Genomic DNA, 16,579 nt, shown 5'->3' on the forward strand with positions numbered 1-16,579 from the left:
GAGGAAATCCCCCATGTTTTCAATTGCCTTGGACGCCATACTCGCCTTGGCGACCTTGCAGGGCTTGCTGTACCTGACCGCCGGTGTCGTCACCGGGTTGGTTTTTGGTCTGCTGCCCGGGCTCGGTGCCAATACTGCGCTGGTCATCCTGTTTCCGTTCACCTTTGGCCTGCCGCCGACGCTCGCCATGATGATGATCGGCGGGATCATGGGATCGGCTGCGTTTGGCGGATCTATCTCGGCTATCCTGCTGAACACGCCTGGCATGGCCGTGAACGCCGCGACCACCTTTGACGGATACCCAATGGCCAAACAGGGCAGGGGCGGCGAAGCGATTGGCGCTGCTGCGGCGGCCTCTTCTATTGGCGGGCTTCTGGGGGTGCTGCTGCTGGTGTGCGTGCTGCCCTTCGCCCAGCAGATCGTGCTGGCCTTCGGGCCGCCAGAGATTTTTGTGCTCGCGGTGCTGGGCCTGTGTGCAATCGCCGCCTCGGCCGATGGCAAGCTGTTGCGGGGCCTCGTTGCAGGTGCGCTGGGGCTTTTGGTTGGCTCTGTCGGGCAAGATCCGATGCTGGGCGTGCCACGTTTCACCAGCGGTATGTTCTATCTCTACGATGGCCTTCCGATTGTGCCGGCCTTGATCGGTATCTTTGGCGTCTGCGAGATGATCCGCCTCTCGTTGCGCGGTGGCACCATCGCCCATGGGGATATGGCCACGGCAAGGGTTGGCGGGGCCGGGCGCGGCATCGTGGAAACCCTGAAGAACTGGAAGACGGTTTTGCGGGGGTCGGTGATTGGCAGCTTCGTGGGCATTGTGCCCGGGCTTGGCGGCACCGTTGCATCCTTTTTGTCCTACCTGACGACAAAGCAGATCGACAAGGAGCCCGAGAGCTTTGGCAAAGGCAACATCCGGGGCGTGATTGCGCCGGAGGCCGCCAACAACGCCAAGGATGGTGGCGCGTTGATCCCCACCCTTGCCTTCGGCATTCCGGGCAGCGTTGAGATGGGCATTTTGCTCGGACTGCTGACACTGCACGGCATCGCGCCCGGCCCGATGATGCTGATCGAGAACGTCGATGTGATTGTGTCGCTCATCGTGGCTCTCGCCTTCGCCTGCATCCTTGCGTCGCTGCTCGGCATCGTCTTCGTGCGCGGCCTTGTGAAGATCACCACCGTTCCGGTTGGCCTTTTGGTGCCGGTGATCACGGTGCTGGCTCTTGTCGGCTCCTACTCCATCCACCGTCACATCGAGGATGTGGTTGTGACCGCAATCTTTGGCGTCATCGGGTGGATGATGGTGCGCTACGACTTTTCGCGCCTCGCCTTCGTGATCGGGATGTTCCTGAGCGACATCACCGAGCGGAGCTTTCAGCAGTCCATGCTGATCGGTCGGCAGAGCTGGTCGATCTTCGTGGATCGCCCGGTGTCGCTGGCGCTTATCGTGCTGACAGTTCTGCTTCTCGGTTGGCCGTTGGTGCGCCTCTACCTTAAGCGGCGGCGTGAGCGCGCGGGAGGCACGCGATGACGCCCGGGCTCAAACACGCCGTTCCGCCGCTCGTGGTAGGAGCAATCGCCGCCGCGTTCCTCGCCGCAACATTCGGCTACGCGGCAAAGGTCGGGCATTTGCCCCGGCTGGTTGCGATCTTCGCGCTTGCGCTTTGTGCCCTCGACTTACTGCTGCCCGTGATGCGCAATCAGGCGGCCCCCGTCGAGGCACCCAGTGATGGAGAGCGCTGGCGCGCAGTCGCTTCGCCGATTGCGGGGCTGGCAGGGCTGACGGTGCTCGTCATCGTTCTGGGGTTTCTGGCGGCCATCCCGATTTACGTTGGCGTGGCCACGCTGTTGCAGAGCAGGGCACGCCCGGTGACCGCAGCCCTCATGGCGGCGATCACCACCGTGGCGATCTGGGGCACGTTCGAGCTGTTTCTGGGCACCGAGCTCTATCGGGGTGTGCTGGAGGGTTTGCTGTGAGGGCGATGGTTCAAAGCCGCTTTGGCGGGCCCGAGGTGCTGGAGCTGCAAGATTTGCCAACCCCCGTGCCTGGGCCGGGCGAAGTGACCCTTCGTGTGCGGGCGGTTTCTGTCAATCCGACGCTGGATTTTGCCGTTCGCGCAGGCAGTTATGCCAAACCCGTCGACCTGCCCCATATCCTCGGCGTCGATCCTTCGGGCACCATTGAGGCGGTAGGCGAGGGCGTTGAGGGCTTCGCACCGGGCGACCGGGTCGCCACAACACCTTGGGTGCGGAAGGGGAGCAAGGCGACAGCCTCCAAAATGCTGGGCGTGCAGGCTTGGGGAGGATGCGCCGAGGTTGTCCGCATTCGCGCGGAGCAGGCTCATCACCTGCCTAAGAATGTCGGCTTTGCCGAGGCGAGTGTGATCCTGCGCCACGCGCCCTTGGGGGTTGCCATGTTGCGCACCGCCGCGGCGTTGAAGCCGGGCGAGCACCTGCTTGTGACCGGGCCACTTGGCGGGCTGGGTAACGTCGCGATCCAGATCGGGCGCAACCTCGGGGCCTCTGTAATTCCGGTGATGCGGGGCGGACGCCAATCTGACTGGCTTATGGCGCAGGGGTTTGACCCCATCGTGCTGGGCGAAAACCCCGGTGACCTCGCACAGAGCGTGCTTCGGCGCACCGAGGGGCGGGGGGCTGACGTTGCGCTGGAGACCACTGGCGATGCTGCGCTTTTCGAGGGCGTCTTTGCATCCCTCGGGCGGCATGGGCGGCTGATAACGGCTGGGGGGCCTGCTGCCGGGGCTGCGCCGATCGACATCAAGCGCCTCTATCTAAATCAGCTCACGATCAAAGGGCACACAGCTGTCACCTCCGATGACGTGACCGAGGCCCTCGCCTTGGCCGCCGCAAACCGGATTGCGCCCCGCATCGACCATATCGCGCCTTTGGAAGACGCACCGGAGATCCACCGAACTTACGAGCGCGGTGAAATGAGGGGGCGCGGCAAGGTGATCTTGGATCCGGGCCTTCCGCCCGCGTGACACCCCGGCGCCCCGACACCGGCCCGGACCGAAAATAGAACGACGAACCTGGAGATTTTGATGAACAAGCCGATCCCTCCCAAGCAGTACTTTGGACCGTTTGTGCCCGAGCACGATTTGGGTATCGACCGCATGCATTATATCGCGCTGAAGAGCCCCGACCCGAAGGCGGCCGCCGAATTTGCGGCGGAGAACATGGGCTTTTTTCTGGTCCATGTGGACGAGGCCGGGCGGCATTACCTCAGTGGGCACGGGCACGACAATTATTCGCTGGTCTATGTGCCGGGTGATGAAGCGGGGCTGGAGCACCTTTCCTTCGTTCTGTTTTCCTCCTCCGATCTCGAGCGCGCGGCGACGCTGCTGGAGCGGCAGGGCGTGGCGGTGACGCGGATCGAAAACAGCGATTGGTGGAAGCGCGGCCCTGCGGTTCATTTCGAGCTTCCGTCAGGGCAGAGGATGGAGCTGACGCTGGGGGTCAATACGCCTGCGCCCATGGCCTCTATCGTGGCGCCGCCTGCCGATGCGCCCGCGCCGATTTGTGCTGACCACGCGATCTTGCGGGTGACCGACCTGGAGCCAAACTACGAGTTTGTTTCCCGCGCCATGGGCCTGCGGGAATCCGCCCGGATCACCAATGACGCGGGTGCGCCGATCCTTGGCTTCTTCCGCAGCCACACGCTGTTTCACTGCTTCGGCTTTGCCCGTTCAGGCTATCAGGGCATCCACCACATCCAGTTCACGCTGAAGAACCCGCTCGCGCTCTATGCCGCCTATGAGGCGATGAAGGAGAAGGGCGAGGTCGAGCTGCTCTGGGGGCCGCTGCGGCACGGCGCAGGGCACAACATGGCCTTCTACTTCCACGATAAGGATCGTCACCTGATCGAATATTCGGTCGAGGAAGAGATCGTGCTGAATGACGAAGCCTACGTGCCCCGCGTCTGGTCGGCAGAAGACCGGCGCGGCTCCGATGAGTGGGAAGGCACGAAACCACCGTGGTTCGGCACCACCCACGTGGACCCGGTGATCAAATGACAGGCGGGCGCGAGAGCGGGCAGGCAGGCTGGAAGCTCGTCACCTATCAGGCGAAAACCGGCCCAAAGGCCGGCGTGTTGGCCGGGGATGTCGTTTATGAGGCGTCCGCTTTGGGTCTTTCGGCCACGGTGCTTGACCTGCTCAATGATTGGGAGGCCTCGCAGCATCGGATCGGTGAAGCGTTGCAGAGTGTGACGCCAGATGCCGGAACACCCTTGGCCGCTGTCGAGCTTCTGGCGCCGGTGCTCTACCCCGGCACCATCTTCCTCGCCGGGATCAACTACCACGATCACCGACAGGAGATGGCCGAACGCCGCAAGGCGCTTGGCGAAAGTGGTGAGGTCGATGAGATCGAAGCGCCTTGGCACACGGTCGTGGCCTCGCGCCCCTGCGTTGTGGGCACGGGCGCGCGGGTGGCCATACCCGGCGAGAACGTGAATCTCGATTGGGAAGCGGAGCTGGCGGTGATCATTGGCAAGAGGGCCAGCAAGGTCACCGAGGCCACGGCCATGGCATATGTGGCCGGTTACACCATCGCCAACGACCTGTCGGCCCGCGCTCTCTCGCGGCGCAAGGATGTGCGTCCGTCCAGCACCTTCCGGATCGACTGGATGCGCCACAAATCCTTCGACGGGGCCTGCCCGCTCGGCCCCGCGATCACGCCCGCCGCACAGGTGGCTGACCCGCATCAACTGGGTATCCGCCTTTGGGTTGGCGATGCCCTGATGCAGGATTCGAACACCAACCAGATGATCTTCGGCATCGCAGCGCAGATCGCGCGCATATCGGAGACCACCACGCTTTGTCCCGGCGATGTCATCCTGACAGGCTGTCCGGCCGGAACCGGCTCGAGCCATGGCCGATACCTTGAGGGCGGCGACACCGTCACCGTCGAGATCGACGGGCTGGGGCAACTGGAAACGCATATCATTTGAAGGCCCGCGCCATCGCGCGGCAAGGAGGAGGCCCAATGGGCAACATCAGGCTAACCTACGCAGGCTCGCTCTATGACCGGGTGCTCCCGCTCTACACGGGCGAGGTGCAACCCGAGGGGATCGACCTCGATTTCATCCGTATCGAGCAGCCTCGGCCGATCTTCGATCGCATGTCGGGCGGCGAGGAATTTGATATCGCCGAATACTCCACATCGGAGTTCGTGCAGCGCTATGCCGCCGGGCAGTGCAATTTCGTGGCGATCCCGGTCTTTCCCACGCGCTGCTTCCGCCACAGCTTCATTGCGATCAACAAGGCCTCCGGGATCACCTCACCCAAGGATCTCGAGAACCGTCGGATCGGCGTGGCGCTCTATACGATGACGGCTGCGGTCTACATTCGGGGGATGCTGCAAGACGATTACGGCGTCGATCTCAGCTGCTGCACTTGGGTTCAGGGCGCGATCAATACCTCGGGCGCGCATGGGGCGCCGACGGTTTTGCCGTTGCTCAAGCCCGTGAACCTTGAGCAGGGGCCTGCCGACAAGTCGCTCGACGACCTCATCCAATCCGGTGCGGTCGATGCGACCATGGGCACCTCGGTGCCCGCCTCTTACCGCAGCAACCCGAACATCGCCCGCCTGTTTCCCGACTTCGTGGAGCAGGAGCGGGACTGGTATGCGCGTACGAACATCTACCCGATCATGCACCTCGTCGCGATCAAGAAGAGCGTCCACGAGAAGTATCCGTTTGTTGCGAGCAGCCTCTTCAAGGCGTTCCAGCGTTCGAAGGAGATCGCGCTTGAGCGCATGTTCAACCTGCGGGCGCTTCGCTACATGCTCCCGTGGATGACCCGGGACGTTGACGAGGTGTTCGAATACTTCGACGGCGACCCTTGGCCCTACGGAATAGAGCCCAACCGCCCGACACTGGAGGCGATGGTGCGCTACATGCAGGAGCAGCATCTCACCGATTGGCAACCCTCCCTCGAAGAGCTCTTCGTGCCGACCTACGGCCTCGAATGAGTGCGCCCGCACGGGACTGACCCAAGGAAGCGAGAGATATGAGCAAGAAACTGAACGTGGCAATCATCGGTGGTGGCATCGGCGGCCTCGCGGCGGCAAACGCGCTGATCCATCAGGGCATTGACGTAACAGTCTACGAGCGCGCGCCTGAACTGGGCGAGGTCGGAGCGGGGGTTTACATCACTCCCAACAGCCTGCGGCATCTCTACCGGATCGGGCTGGAAGACGCGTTGCGCGCGGTTGGTGCTGCTGTCGATGAAGGCTCCGAATATTACCGGATGGACGGCAGTTTTGTGGCCCCCATGCAGACAACGGCCTCTGATGGGCTGGAATCACTCGGCATGCATCGTGCCGACCTGCTGGGCACCCTTGCCGATGCCCTGCCCGAGGGTGCTGTTGTTACTGGCCGGGAGTGCACCGGCGTGACACAGGACGAGGCCGGTGTGGTGCTGCACTTCGCCGGTGGCGAGACGGCCCGCGCCGATCTTGCGGTTGGCGCCGATGGCATTCAGTCGCGCCTCCGCGAGCAGATTGCCGGTGCCTCTCACCCGATCCATTCAGGCTCGCTCGCCTTTCGCGGGTTGATCGACGCCGAGGCGCTGCCCGGCTGGCCCATGCGGGCCTTCCAGATCTGGATGGGCGACGGGGGCAAGCACTTCATGACCTACCCGGTGCGCGCAAATCGGATGATGAACTATGTGGCCTTCATTCCATCCTCCGAGGAGACCTTGGAATCTTGGTCGAGCGAGGGAGACGTAGAGGTACTGCGCGCCGCCTTCGCAGGGTGGGACAAGCGCGTCACCGGCCTGCTCGATCGGATCGACCGCTGCTATTGGTGGGGGCTTTATGACCGTGAACCACTGAGCCGTTGGACCGATGGGCGCGTGACGCTTTTGGGCGACGCGGCGCACCCGATGTTGCCGCATCTTGGGCAGGGGGCCAATCAGGCCGTTGAGGATGGTGTTGCCCTTGCAGCCATGTTGGCCCGCAAGCCGGGCCCCGAAGGGCTGGCCGCCTACGAGGCCTTGCGGCGCGAGCGGACCAGCACGGTGCAGGCGGGCGCGCGCAAGAATGGCAAGCGCTATGACGGCGCCTATCCCGACCAAGCGCAGCGCGACAAGGAAATCGCAGCCTCTGCCGCGTTCCGCAAGTCGCTCTATGACTTTGACGTGGCGCGAGAGGTCGAGAAAGTGTTGGCATGACCATTCCACACACAGAGCTTGGCCAATGAAGATCTGGGCGCTCATCTCCAAGCCGCTGGTGGAGCGGGAAGCCTACCTGCATCGGCTGCCCGAGCACCTCGCGCGGCAGGCAGAGCTGGAAGCGCAGGGCGTTCTGCTCGCGGCTGGCCCGCTGCTGGATGTCGAGGGCAACAAGACAGGGGCCGGGCTGATGCTGCTGCGTGCCGAAACTGCTGAGGCCGCACATGACATTGCTGCGGAGGATCCGCTTCACAAGGACGGTTTCCGCAGCTTCGAGCTATCGGAGTGGACCCTCAAGGAGGGCACATTGCTCGCCGCATTCGGCTGCGAACCCCGGGGCCAATAGGCTCGGGCAGGCATCTGACGGTTCGGATGGATGATAGGCCTGACTGGTCTTGGCGCCTAGATCCGCAGGCGTCGTCCTGTGGTGTGAGCCTGCCCGTGTCGTGGGCGCCGATTACATCACCCAAATGCCCAAGCCGAAAGCCACCGGATGTGCAGGACTTGGTCATAGATGATGTAGAGCAGCAGTCCCGAGATACCGGCGTAGCCAAGGGCGACAACGAGCCGATAGCGCGCCTATGTTAGCAGGTAGAGCGCGGTGAAGCCGAGCAGGGCGGCAGGTTGCCCGAGCAGAACCGCCGTGGCGATCATGCACGCGAGCAGGGCGAGAAAGAGCAGCGAGCGGCGGTCGGGCCAGTGCAGCGGGCCGCGACCCGGCCGCATCAGCGCGCGGCCATCTGTCATCAAGGCCAGCACCGCAAAGACGACCCCAAGGGGCGCGATGGCCAGCGGAAACAGCCGCGCCGAGCGGGGCCAGTCAAAGGTGGGCACGATGGCTGCGGCAAAGGCGCAGAGGCAGATGAGCCCGAGTGCGATCGAGAGTGTGTGGCCTGTCTGGCTGTCGGGCAGGTCATCTGCGCGGGCGGCAGAGGTGCGCCGCGCTTTCACCATGGTGCGCACTGAGAGCAAAACTGCCAGCACGAGCAGCGCCAACAGGATCATCGTCAGCGGGCGGGTGGCGAGATCGGCAAGGCTGAAGGTTTGCGAGGAGAGCACGAAGGCGTTTTCCATCACCGGGCCAAGCACGAACCCGAGCACGAGCGCCGGGCGGGGCCAGCCGCCGCGCTTCATCATGTAGCCGATGGCGCCGAGCGCCAGAACGGTAACCCAGCTGGCGATGTCGGGCGTGTCGAGCCATGCGCTCATGAAGACGAACATCAGCACCAGCGGCACGATCAGCTGCCCGTCGACAAAGGCCAGCCGCGCCACCTGTCGGCTGAGCAGCATCAGCAGCCCGGCGCCGACGATATTGGCGAAGATCAGCATCCAGACGAGCGAGAATGTGACATCAAGCTGGTCGCCCAGCATGGCGCGGCCCGGCGCGAGGCCGAGGATGGTGAAGGCCCCCAGCAGGATCGCCATCGAGGCGCTGCCGGGGATGCCTAGGCCCACGGTGGGGATGAGCGCGCCGCCGAGCACGGCATTGTTGGCCGACTCCGGCGCGATCACGCCGCGCACCTGCCCCCGTCCGAAAGGCGGGTCAACCTCGCCGCCGTCCTTGCCACGGCTGCTTTGCACCGCGTGGCCGTAGGCGACCCAATCGGCGATCATGCCGCCAAGGCCGGGAAGCATGCCGATGTAGATGCCGATCCATGAGCAACGGATCACCAGCCACCAGTTTTGCAGCGCATCGCGGATGCCGGTCGAGAGGGTGACGGTATCATCGCGCTCCACCCGCGAGATCGAGGTGTTGCGCACCGCGAGATCGAGCATCTCGGGCAGGGCGAAGAGGCCCAGCACCAGCGGGATCAGCGGCAGCCCGTCGATGAGATACATGATCTCGAACCAATAGCGCGGCTCCTCGCTGGCAACGGGAAAGCCGATTTGGCTCAGCATCAGCCCTGCGGCGGCGGCGGCGAGGCCCTTGCCGATGGAGGCACCCGAGATGGTGGCCACCATCGTTAGCCCAAGCGCGCCGAGCATGAAAAACTCCGGCGTGCCGAAGGAGAGGATCAGCGGGCGGATCACCGGCAGGGAGGCGGCCATTGCCAAGCCCCCCATCACGCCGCCGATGGCCGAGGCGGTGAAGGCCGCGCCAAAGGCGCGCGCCGCCTCGCCACGCTGGGCCATCGGGTAGCCATCCATCACCGTGGCCTGCGAGGCGGCGGTGCCGGGGATGCCCAGCATGACCGAGGCGATGGTATCGGAGGTGGCGGTGACGGCAAACACGCCGAGGATCAGCGCCAGCGCGGGCACCGTATCCATGCCGAAGGTGAAGGGCAGGATGATGACGACACCGGTGATGCCGCCAAGGCCGGGCACTGCGCCCAGCCAGATGCCAGCGGCCACGCCGATCATCAGGTAGAGCGGCGAAGGCCAGGTGAAAACAAGCTGGAGGCCGGCCAGGAATGCGTCGAACATGAGTGCCCCGTCTGGTCTGGCGCGGCAGCGAGCCTGCCGCCGCGCCTGTTGGCCGAAGGTCCGAGCTTATTCGGAGCCGGACGCGATGTAACCCTTGACCGTTTCGGAGATCGCCGGGTCCACGTTGTTGAGCCCTTCGATCAGCGCTTCCATCGCTTCGTGCGAGGTGTAGGTGGGCACGATGCCGGTGGTGGCCGCGACCTCTTCGAGGAAGGCGGGATCCTGCATGGTTTCAGCGAAGGAGCTACGCAGCAGGGCCAGTTGCTCCTCATCCACGCCAGCGGGCACGCCGATAAACCATGTCACGCCTGCCATGCCCTCGTTGAGCCATTGCAGCGTTTCCCAGAGCGGGCCGGAGGGGGCTTGGCCGGTCATGTCCTGTGCAACCGAGGCGAAGCTGGGCATATCGCCGAAGGCATCGCCCGTTTCGGCGCCTTCAAGCTCGTAGTACCACAGCGGCAGGCCGATGCCTTCACCCACGACGTTGTCTTCGATCCCGCCGAAGTAGTTGCCAGCCGGTGTGACGTGAAAGTTCACCTCATCGCGTTGAAGCGCGGCCACGATCTTGGAGCCGCCGCCGAAGCCGGTGGTGTAATCATGCGGGATGCCGAGGATATCGAGCGAGATCCGCGCCGTCAGGTCCAGGTAAGAACCCGGGCGGTAGCCGCCGATGCGAATGCCTTCGAGCCCCTTCAGGTCGTCCACCGAGGAGACGCCGCCGCCCACATCGTTGCGCATATAGGCCATCGAAGGCACGCCCATGCCTGCGATCACGTCGAACTTGCTCCAGTCCACCCGCTGCGCTGCCGGGCCGATGGCGCGGGTTGGGCCCGACCAAGCCACCCAGGCCGTCGTGGTGCCGTCGGGGCGGGCGTTTTGGGCTTCGATGATCCCTTTCATCTGCGCGCCGCCGGTCACGGGCGTCACCACGAAATCGGGGTTGCCGGTGAGTTTCTCTTTCCAGTGGTTGGCGAAAAGCTGGGCCATCACGCCTGTTGATCCGCCTGCGCCGAGGTTGATGATGACCGTGACGGTCTCGCCCTCGTAGCTCGCTTCTGCTGCTGCGGGTGTGGCCAGCGCCAGCCCCGCTGCAAGGCCACCTGCTGCGGCCAGTGCCTTCATGAACATGTGTCTCTCCTCCCTTAGGGTGAAACCCGTCGCCTCCTCCGGCAACGGGGTCTTAGCGTGTCATCTGTCGGCTCAGGCTCTCCTGCGGCAGGTAGCACCCCGCGCCGCGCAGGCTTTGCACCAGTGTCTCGGTGTTCAGATCGCAAGCGGGCTGGCTGGTGTCGATCGACTGTTTTGCAGCCGTCGCGGCCGCCTGACCCATCATGTAGGCCGCCGATTGCGCCCGGATCGAGCCGTGCACCGCGTTGCCGCTGGAGTGGCAGCGGCCCGCGACCCAGAGGTTCTCCCAGCCCTTGGGCACGAGGATCGAATAGGGGATGCCCACCGAGGCGCCCCGGTCGAGCTTGCCCACGCCCTCGAAATCACGCTTGAAGCGCTCGAACTCTTCGGGCGAGCTGTTGGTCGGGTGATTGTCGGGGGGGCGGTTGTAGACGCAGACCTGATCGGGAAACTGGCGCCGTGCCTGGTAATCTTCGATGGTAAGGGTGAACTCGCCCACGATCCGGCGGGTATCACGCACGCCCATGTTGGGGGAGGTGGCGACCAGCTCGATGTCTTCGCAGCCGGGCACGTATTTGCGGTAGAATTCCACGAACTCCCGCGCCACCTCGCGCCCGCGCACCATGCCCTTTGACAGGCTCTCGGCGTCCAACCCGTCCATGCCATAGACATGGCCTGCGTTGATGTTGGCAATGCGGTTGCCGAGCTTGTTCATGCCGGGGATGAAGCGGAAGGGCTCGGAAAAGTGCCCCTCCTCCACCGCCTGCGGCAGCAGCTCCTTACGGGTGCGCATCTTGACCTCGTCGATCCCCTCGTAGGTGCCGCCATAGGCCGGATCGTCCCAGTTCATGTTGCCGACGAGGGAGCAAACGGTGCCGGGGGCAAGGTCTGTCCAGTCGACGCCTGCCACCTTGCATTCGGCACCCGCAAGGGCCGAAAGCGTGGCGTCGCCGGTGCAGTCGATGAAGGTTTTGGCCTTGATGAAGGTGTAGCCCTCGACGTTGCTGATGACTGCGCCAGTGATGCGGCTGCCATCTGTTTCGGCGTCGATCACCTTGGTGAAATAGCGCACGTCCACCCCGGCCTCGGCGGCCTTCTCGTCGAGCAGTTGCTTGAGGCCCTCGGGGTGGAAGGGAATCCAGCGGTTGTAGTGCTTGGCCCAGAAGTCAGGGGTGACACCGGGGCCGAGAAAGCCGCGCTGGTGCATGTTTTCCACCATCTCGCGGCAGAAACCGCCGACAAGCGGGCGCTCGCCGTCGCCCATGGGGCCGAAGGTGGTGACATAGGCAGAGGTGCCCATGCCGCCCATGCAGCCATTGGCCTCGGCCAGCAGCACCTTGAGGCCGAGCCGCGCGGCGGTGATGGCGGCTGATGCGCCGGCGGGTCCGCCACCGGCTACGAACACATCGTAGCTGTCATCGACGCGGATATCGCGGACGAGGCGATAGGTTTCTGCGCTCATGCTGCACCTCTTTCGGCCATGGCTTCGGGCGCTCCGGCGAGCACGTCCATTGCCGCCAGAACGCCGCCCTTGCGGTGCGGTATACCCACAAGGCCTAGGCTCATTTCCACCCCGGAGATGGCGGACATGAGCGACAGGTCGTTGAGATCGCCCAAATGGCCGATGCGAAAGACCTTGTCGGCCAACCGGCCAAGGCCGTTGCCGAGCGACAGGTCAAAGCGCTCCAGCGCGGTGGCGCGCAGGGCATCGGCAGAGTGGCCCTCGGGCACGCGCAGGGTCGTGAGCACATCTGAGGCCTGGGCCGGGTCTGCGCATTGCAACTCCAGCCCCCATGCGGCGGCCGCGGCGCGGGTGGCGGCGGCGTGGCGGGCATGGCGGGCGAAGATCGCGTCGAGCCCCTCTTCTTCCATCATTTTCAGCGCTTCGATCACGCCGTAGAGGGTGTTTGTTGCGGGCGTATAGGGAAAGAACCCCTTCTCGTTGAGCGCAATCATCGGCTGCCAGGCCCAGTAGGACTTGGGCAGCTTTGCCGTTTCGCTGGCCGCAAGCGCCTTCGGGCTAACGGCGTTGAACGACAGGCCGGGCGGCAGCATCAGGCCCTTCTGGGAGCCGGCGATGGTGACATCTACGCCCCAATCATCCGCACGGTAGGGCAGGGAGCCCAGTGACGAGATCGTATCGACCATCAGCAGGGCCGGATGGCCCGCGGCATCCATCGCGCGGCGAACGGCGGCGATGTCGCTGGTACAGCCGGTTGAGGTTTCGTTGTGAACGACGCAGACGGCCTTGATCGTGTGGCCGGTATCAGCCTGCAACTGCGCACCGATCGCCTCGGCATCCGCGCCGTGGCGCCAATCGCCTGCAATCAGCTCTGCCTCCAGCCCGAGGCGCCCGGCGATATCGTGCCAGAGCGTTGCAAACTGGCCGGTCTCGCACATCAGCACCTTGTCACCGGGCGAGAGCGTGTTGACCATCGCGGCCTCCCAAGCGCCGCTTCCGGAGGCGGGGTAGGTGATCACGGGCCCCGCGCAGCCGAAGACCCAGCGCAGACGGCGCTGCATCTCGAACGTCAAAGCCCTGAACGTTGGGCCGCGATGGTCGATCGTAGGGCGATCCATGGCGCGCAGCACCCGGTCGGGCAGGTTCGACGGACCCGGAATGAATAGATGATGGCGCCCTGACATGGCTGCTCCTCCCGTATCGGCCGCAACACCTGGTGCTGGCAGCCGTGCATTTCTCCTCTAGAATCGGAATAATGAATTTTGAATTCAAAATCAACATCTGTTATGAAAGGCATCGCGCCGCTATGATGCCAGCCGTGAGTTACCCGAGGTTTTGGAGGCCCCGCCGATGAACCAAGTTGAACCGATCAGCCGACAGCCCCTGCACGACGTGCTTGTCGACCGCCTGCGTGACCTTGTGACCGATGGCGACATGGTGCCGGGTGACAAGATCAACGAGAAGTGGCTCACCGAGGCCTTTGGCGTGTCGCGCACCCCGCTGAGGGAGGCGCTGAAGGTGCTTGCCTCCGAGGGGCTGGTGACGCTTACGCCAAACCGGGGCGCGCGGGTGGCCGAGTTGAACGAAAAGGACATCGAAGATGTGTTTCCCGTCCTTATGGCGCTTGAGGGGCTGGCGGGCCGGCTTGCCTGCTCCATGATGAGCGACGAGGACATCTCGCATATCGCCGACCTGCAGGTGGCGCTTGAAGCGCAGTTCGAGCGGCAGGACCGCCCCGCCTACTTTCAGACCAATCAGGAAATTCACCGCGCCATTCTGGAGGGCAGCGGCAACGAGGTGCTGATGGCCTCCCACAGAGCGCTCGCAGGGCGTATCCGCCGCGCTCGCTTTCTTGCCAACCTGTCGCCGGATCGCTGGAAGCAGGCGGTAGAAGAACACGCCGAGATTCTCGCCGCCCTCCAAGCCCGCGATGGGGATCGCATGGCCTTGCTGCTTGAGAGCCACCTTGGCAACAAGCTCGCATCGGTGCGAAAGGCCATTGCCAGCGGCGACCTGCCCTTTGTTGGACGGAACTCAGGCTAGGCCAAAGCGCCGCTCAGCGGTCCCTATCCAGCATCGCCAGTGCATGAACATGACCTGAGTAAATCAAGCCGTTTCGCTCCCCCGCCGGCTGAGGCCTTGGCGGAGCAACGCAGGCTTACTTACCGTCTTCGAGCCAGCGCCGCAGTTTGGACTCGCCCAAAGACATGCCCTCGTAGTTCAGCAGCCCGCGCGAAAGGGCAATTGCCACGGCGCGTGCGCGGGAGTTGAAAATCGGCCCATCTTCGTCGTGGGGGAGTTGGTCGATGCCGAGTTTCTCGTAAAGCTGCTTGAGCCGGCTTTGCACCGAGCGGGTCGAGATTCCGCGCCGGGTGGCAATGGCTTTGTCGGTCAGGCCGAGCGCGATGTCTGTCAGGACTTCAAACTCGGTATTGGACAGCCCCTGATGGACATCCATCGCCCTTTGCTGGACGCCCCGCACCTCTCTGTCGATGACGCATTGATCCTCGAGGAAGATGCTCATCATCGCCAGCGCCAGCCGTTGGGCCGAAGCAGTTTTCAGGAGATAGCCGTAAACCGCCTCTTTCGGTACGATGCGCGAGACGTTCCGCACGTAGGCCTCGTCGGAGTAATTCGACCAGAAGAGGATGCGCATATCGGGCCTCTTCTCCCAGATCCGGGAGGCGGCCGTGATTCCGCTGATAGTGGGCATTTGCAGGTCGATGACCACACCGTCGAGTTCGTTGGCCTCGGCGAGGTCGATTGCTTCCTGCCCTCCGCTCGCCTCGAAGAGAGAGTCGCAGGAGGGCAGGGCTTCGCGGACGGTGCTCGCAAGAAAAGAGCGGTGAAAGGGATCGTCTTCAGCGATGAGGATGTTCATTGGACGCGCTCGGCGCGATGACTTGCGGGCGAAGCGGCAGCGCTTTCAACCGGGCTGGCGGTGGCAACGGCGCCGGGCGGCTGGCCCGCATGCACGATGTCGCAGGGGATGCGCAGTACGGTGCTGCTGCCCGATCCGCTTGGATCCCGCTCAAATGCAACTTCGGCTCCGATGAGTGCCGCGCGCGTGCGGATGTTGTCTACGCCGCCCCCGGATCTACGCCACCCTTCCGCCGGGACGCGACCATCATTGGTGACCGCGATCGTTACGCATTGCTCGCCGGTGGAAAGCCGGACTTCGATGACGCTGCATTCAGAGTGCTTGACCGCATTGGTCACAGCCTCCTGCACGATGCGGAACACGGCGAGCTGAAGTCGGTATTCAGACTTGTCGAGCAGGCCGCCGGTTTTGTCTGTCACCACGGTGGCCACGTCGCGATCCAGGCCCTGAGTCGCCCGTTCAAGCTGGGCCTCGATTGCCTGGGAGACGCCGAAGAGGTCGAGCACACCCGGCTTGGCGTTTTCGATGATCCTGCGCAACTCGACGGTGCAGCGGGAAACCGCCTTGGCGATTTCCTGCAACTCGGTCCTGTCAGCGCCCGGTTCGGCGGCGAGCCGCGACACGCGCCGGTAGACGGTGGATAGATCGGCGAGGGTTTGGTCGTGCAGTTCCATGCCAAGACGAAGGCGCTCGGTTTCCATCGCTTCGGTCAGCCGCTGGGCGCCGTGGCGGAGGCTATGCTCCCGCCCACGCGCCGCGCCTTCAGCCCGCGCCGAGGATTTGGCTTGGTCCGACATGATGACGGCGTAGAAATAGGGCGCGATCAGGTCGGCCACGTTCTGTGCCTTGCGCACATCATCCGGCCCGTAGGCGTCTCTCCGGGGAGAAGAGAAGCTGAGCACGCCGATCACGTCGCCGTGGACGGTCAGCGGCACATGGATGCGGCTGCGCAGGTTGGCCTCGAAAATCGGCGCATCGTCGGCCCCGTCGAAGTGAAAGCGCGGATCGGCCCATGCATCGCCCGTCACGAGGTTGCCGATCTCGCCGCTGAGCACTTGCCGCACTGGCGCGAGTTCGTTTGGTCGGCCCTCACCATCGCGGTTCCAGACCGTCTCGATGCCGGTTTCGAGCGCGAAGTGTTTTGAGCGGTCGCCCGGCAAGACAACCGCCACGTCGAGGTGGTGGTAATCCAGGAGCTTGGATTTTACAGCACCGGCGATACCATTGAGAACGTTCTGCAAATCCATCTCACCGGCCACGGCGCGCGATATGGCAAGGTAGTGATCGAGCTCCGTTTCCGCACCGTCCATCATTATGCGCCTCCTCCTCCGCGACGCGATGCTACGCGCTCCCCCGGCAGCCGCCAAGGTGCCGCGATGCGAGGGCACGCGCCATTGGCTGCGGATTCCCGCAAGGGCTCCTGCATGTTGCCGAAGGCGATTGCCCGTATCAGAGCCTGTTGAATGCGACGCTCCGGGCTAGCCTGTCAGCCGGGAGGAG

Annotated in this window: 15 protein-coding genes; 9 read left to right on the forward strand and 6 right to left on the reverse strand. The window is 64.2% G+C overall.

From position 1 onward, the window contains the following. Positions 1-13 precede the first annotated feature (13 nt). Genes FHY55_RS04850 through FHY55_RS04885 form a run of 8 tightly spaced genes read left to right on the forward strand, consistent with a single transcriptional unit; the run spans position 14 to position 7,530 of the window. Positions 14-1,522, forward strand: a complete 1,509-nt coding sequence (locus FHY55_RS04850) for a tripartite tricarboxylate transporter permease (protein ID WP_140013111.1) — start codon at positions 14-16, stop codon at positions 1,520-1,522. Beyond that, a complete protein-coding gene (locus FHY55_RS04855) occupies positions 1,519-1,968 on the forward strand; it encodes a tripartite tricarboxylate transporter TctB family protein (protein WP_140013112.1) in 450 nt (149 codons plus the stop codon). The genes FHY55_RS04850 and FHY55_RS04855 overlap by 4 nt, the downstream gene beginning before the upstream one ends. Positions 1,969-1,973: 5 nt before the next feature. Continuing rightward, complete coding sequence (locus FHY55_RS04860) at positions 1,974-2,993, forward strand: zinc-binding alcohol dehydrogenase family protein (RefSeq protein ID WP_210410536.1); 1,020 nt, start codon at positions 1,974-1,976, stop codon at positions 2,991-2,993. A 60-nt stretch (positions 2,994-3,053) separates the two neighbouring features. Then, positions 3,054-4,025, forward strand: coding sequence for a VOC family protein (locus FHY55_RS04865; RefSeq protein ID WP_140013114.1), 972 nt, complete (start codon positions 3,054-3,056; stop codon positions 4,023-4,025). Beyond that, positions 4,022-4,960: a fumarylacetoacetate hydrolase family protein gene (locus FHY55_RS04870; protein WP_140013115.1), complete on the forward strand. Its 939-nt coding sequence runs from the start codon at positions 4,022-4,024 to the stop codon at positions 4,958-4,960. The genes FHY55_RS04865 and FHY55_RS04870 overlap by 4 nt, the downstream gene beginning before the upstream one ends. A 35-nt stretch (positions 4,961-4,995) precedes the next feature. Continuing rightward, positions 4,996-5,982, forward strand: coding sequence for an ABC transporter substrate-binding protein (locus FHY55_RS04875; RefSeq protein WP_140013116.1), 987 nt, complete (start codon positions 4,996-4,998; stop codon positions 5,980-5,982). Between the two features lie 38 nt (positions 5,983-6,020). After that, positions 6,021-7,184 carry an FAD-dependent monooxygenase gene (locus FHY55_RS04880; RefSeq protein ID WP_210410537.1) on the forward strand — a complete coding sequence of 388 codons (1,164 nt, stop codon included), beginning with the start codon at positions 6,021-6,023 and terminating at the stop codon, positions 7,182-7,184. 25 nt (positions 7,185-7,209) lie between these two features. After that, positions 7,210-7,530, forward strand: a complete 321-nt coding sequence (locus FHY55_RS04885; RefSeq protein WP_168222932.1) for a YciI family protein — start codon at positions 7,210-7,212, stop codon at positions 7,528-7,530. 233 nt (positions 7,531-7,763) lie between these two features. Here the strand turns inward: FHY55_RS04885 and FHY55_RS04890 are convergent, their stop codons facing one another. From FHY55_RS04890 to FHY55_RS04905, 4 genes are all read right to left on the reverse strand, one after another. Further along, on the reverse strand, positions 7,764-9,608 hold the full coding sequence (locus tag FHY55_RS04890) for a tripartite tricarboxylate transporter permease (RefSeq protein WP_140013118.1): 1,845 nt from the start codon (positions 9,606-9,608) through the stop codon (positions 7,764-7,766). 66 nt (positions 9,609-9,674) lie between these two features. Continuing rightward, complete coding sequence (locus FHY55_RS04895) at positions 9,675-10,736, reverse strand: hypothetical protein (protein ID WP_140013119.1); 1,062 nt, start codon at positions 10,734-10,736, stop codon at positions 9,675-9,677. A 52-nt stretch (positions 10,737-10,788) separates the two neighbouring features. Then, entirely contained in the window at positions 10,789-12,198 is a 1,410-nt protein-coding gene (locus tag FHY55_RS04900; RefSeq protein ID WP_140013120.1) for an FAD-dependent oxidoreductase, read from the reverse strand. Further along, positions 12,195-13,382: an alanine--glyoxylate aminotransferase family protein gene (locus FHY55_RS04905; protein ID WP_140013121.1), complete on the reverse strand. Its 1,188-nt coding sequence runs from the start codon at positions 13,380-13,382 to the stop codon at positions 12,195-12,197. The genes FHY55_RS04900 and FHY55_RS04905 overlap by 4 nt, the downstream gene beginning before the upstream one ends. A gap of 166 nt (positions 13,383-13,548) precedes the next feature. Here FHY55_RS04905 and FHY55_RS04910 point away from each other — a divergent pair, with 166 nt between their 5' ends. Next, a complete protein-coding gene (locus FHY55_RS04910) occupies positions 13,549-14,241 on the forward strand; it encodes a GntR family transcriptional regulator (RefSeq protein ID WP_140013122.1) in 693 nt (230 codons plus the stop codon). A 115-nt stretch (positions 14,242-14,356) separates the two neighbouring features. On the opposite strand, the gene FHY55_RS04915 is transcribed toward FHY55_RS04910, so the two are convergent. After that, positions 14,357-15,079, reverse strand: coding sequence for a response regulator transcription factor (locus FHY55_RS04915; RefSeq protein WP_140013123.1), 723 nt, complete (start codon positions 15,077-15,079; stop codon positions 14,357-14,359). Next, positions 15,076-16,392 (reverse strand): GAF domain-containing protein, encoded by a 1,317-nt coding sequence (locus tag FHY55_RS04920; RefSeq protein ID WP_140013124.1) that lies wholly within the window; start codon positions 16,390-16,392, stop codon positions 15,076-15,078. The genes FHY55_RS04915 and FHY55_RS04920 overlap by 4 nt, the downstream gene beginning before the upstream one ends. Between the last annotated feature and the right edge of the window lie 187 nt (positions 16,393-16,579).

It is taken from the genome of Oceanicola sp. D3, assembly GCF_006351965.1.
GTDB lineage: Bacteria > Pseudomonadota > Alphaproteobacteria > Rhodobacterales > Rhodobacteraceae > Vannielia.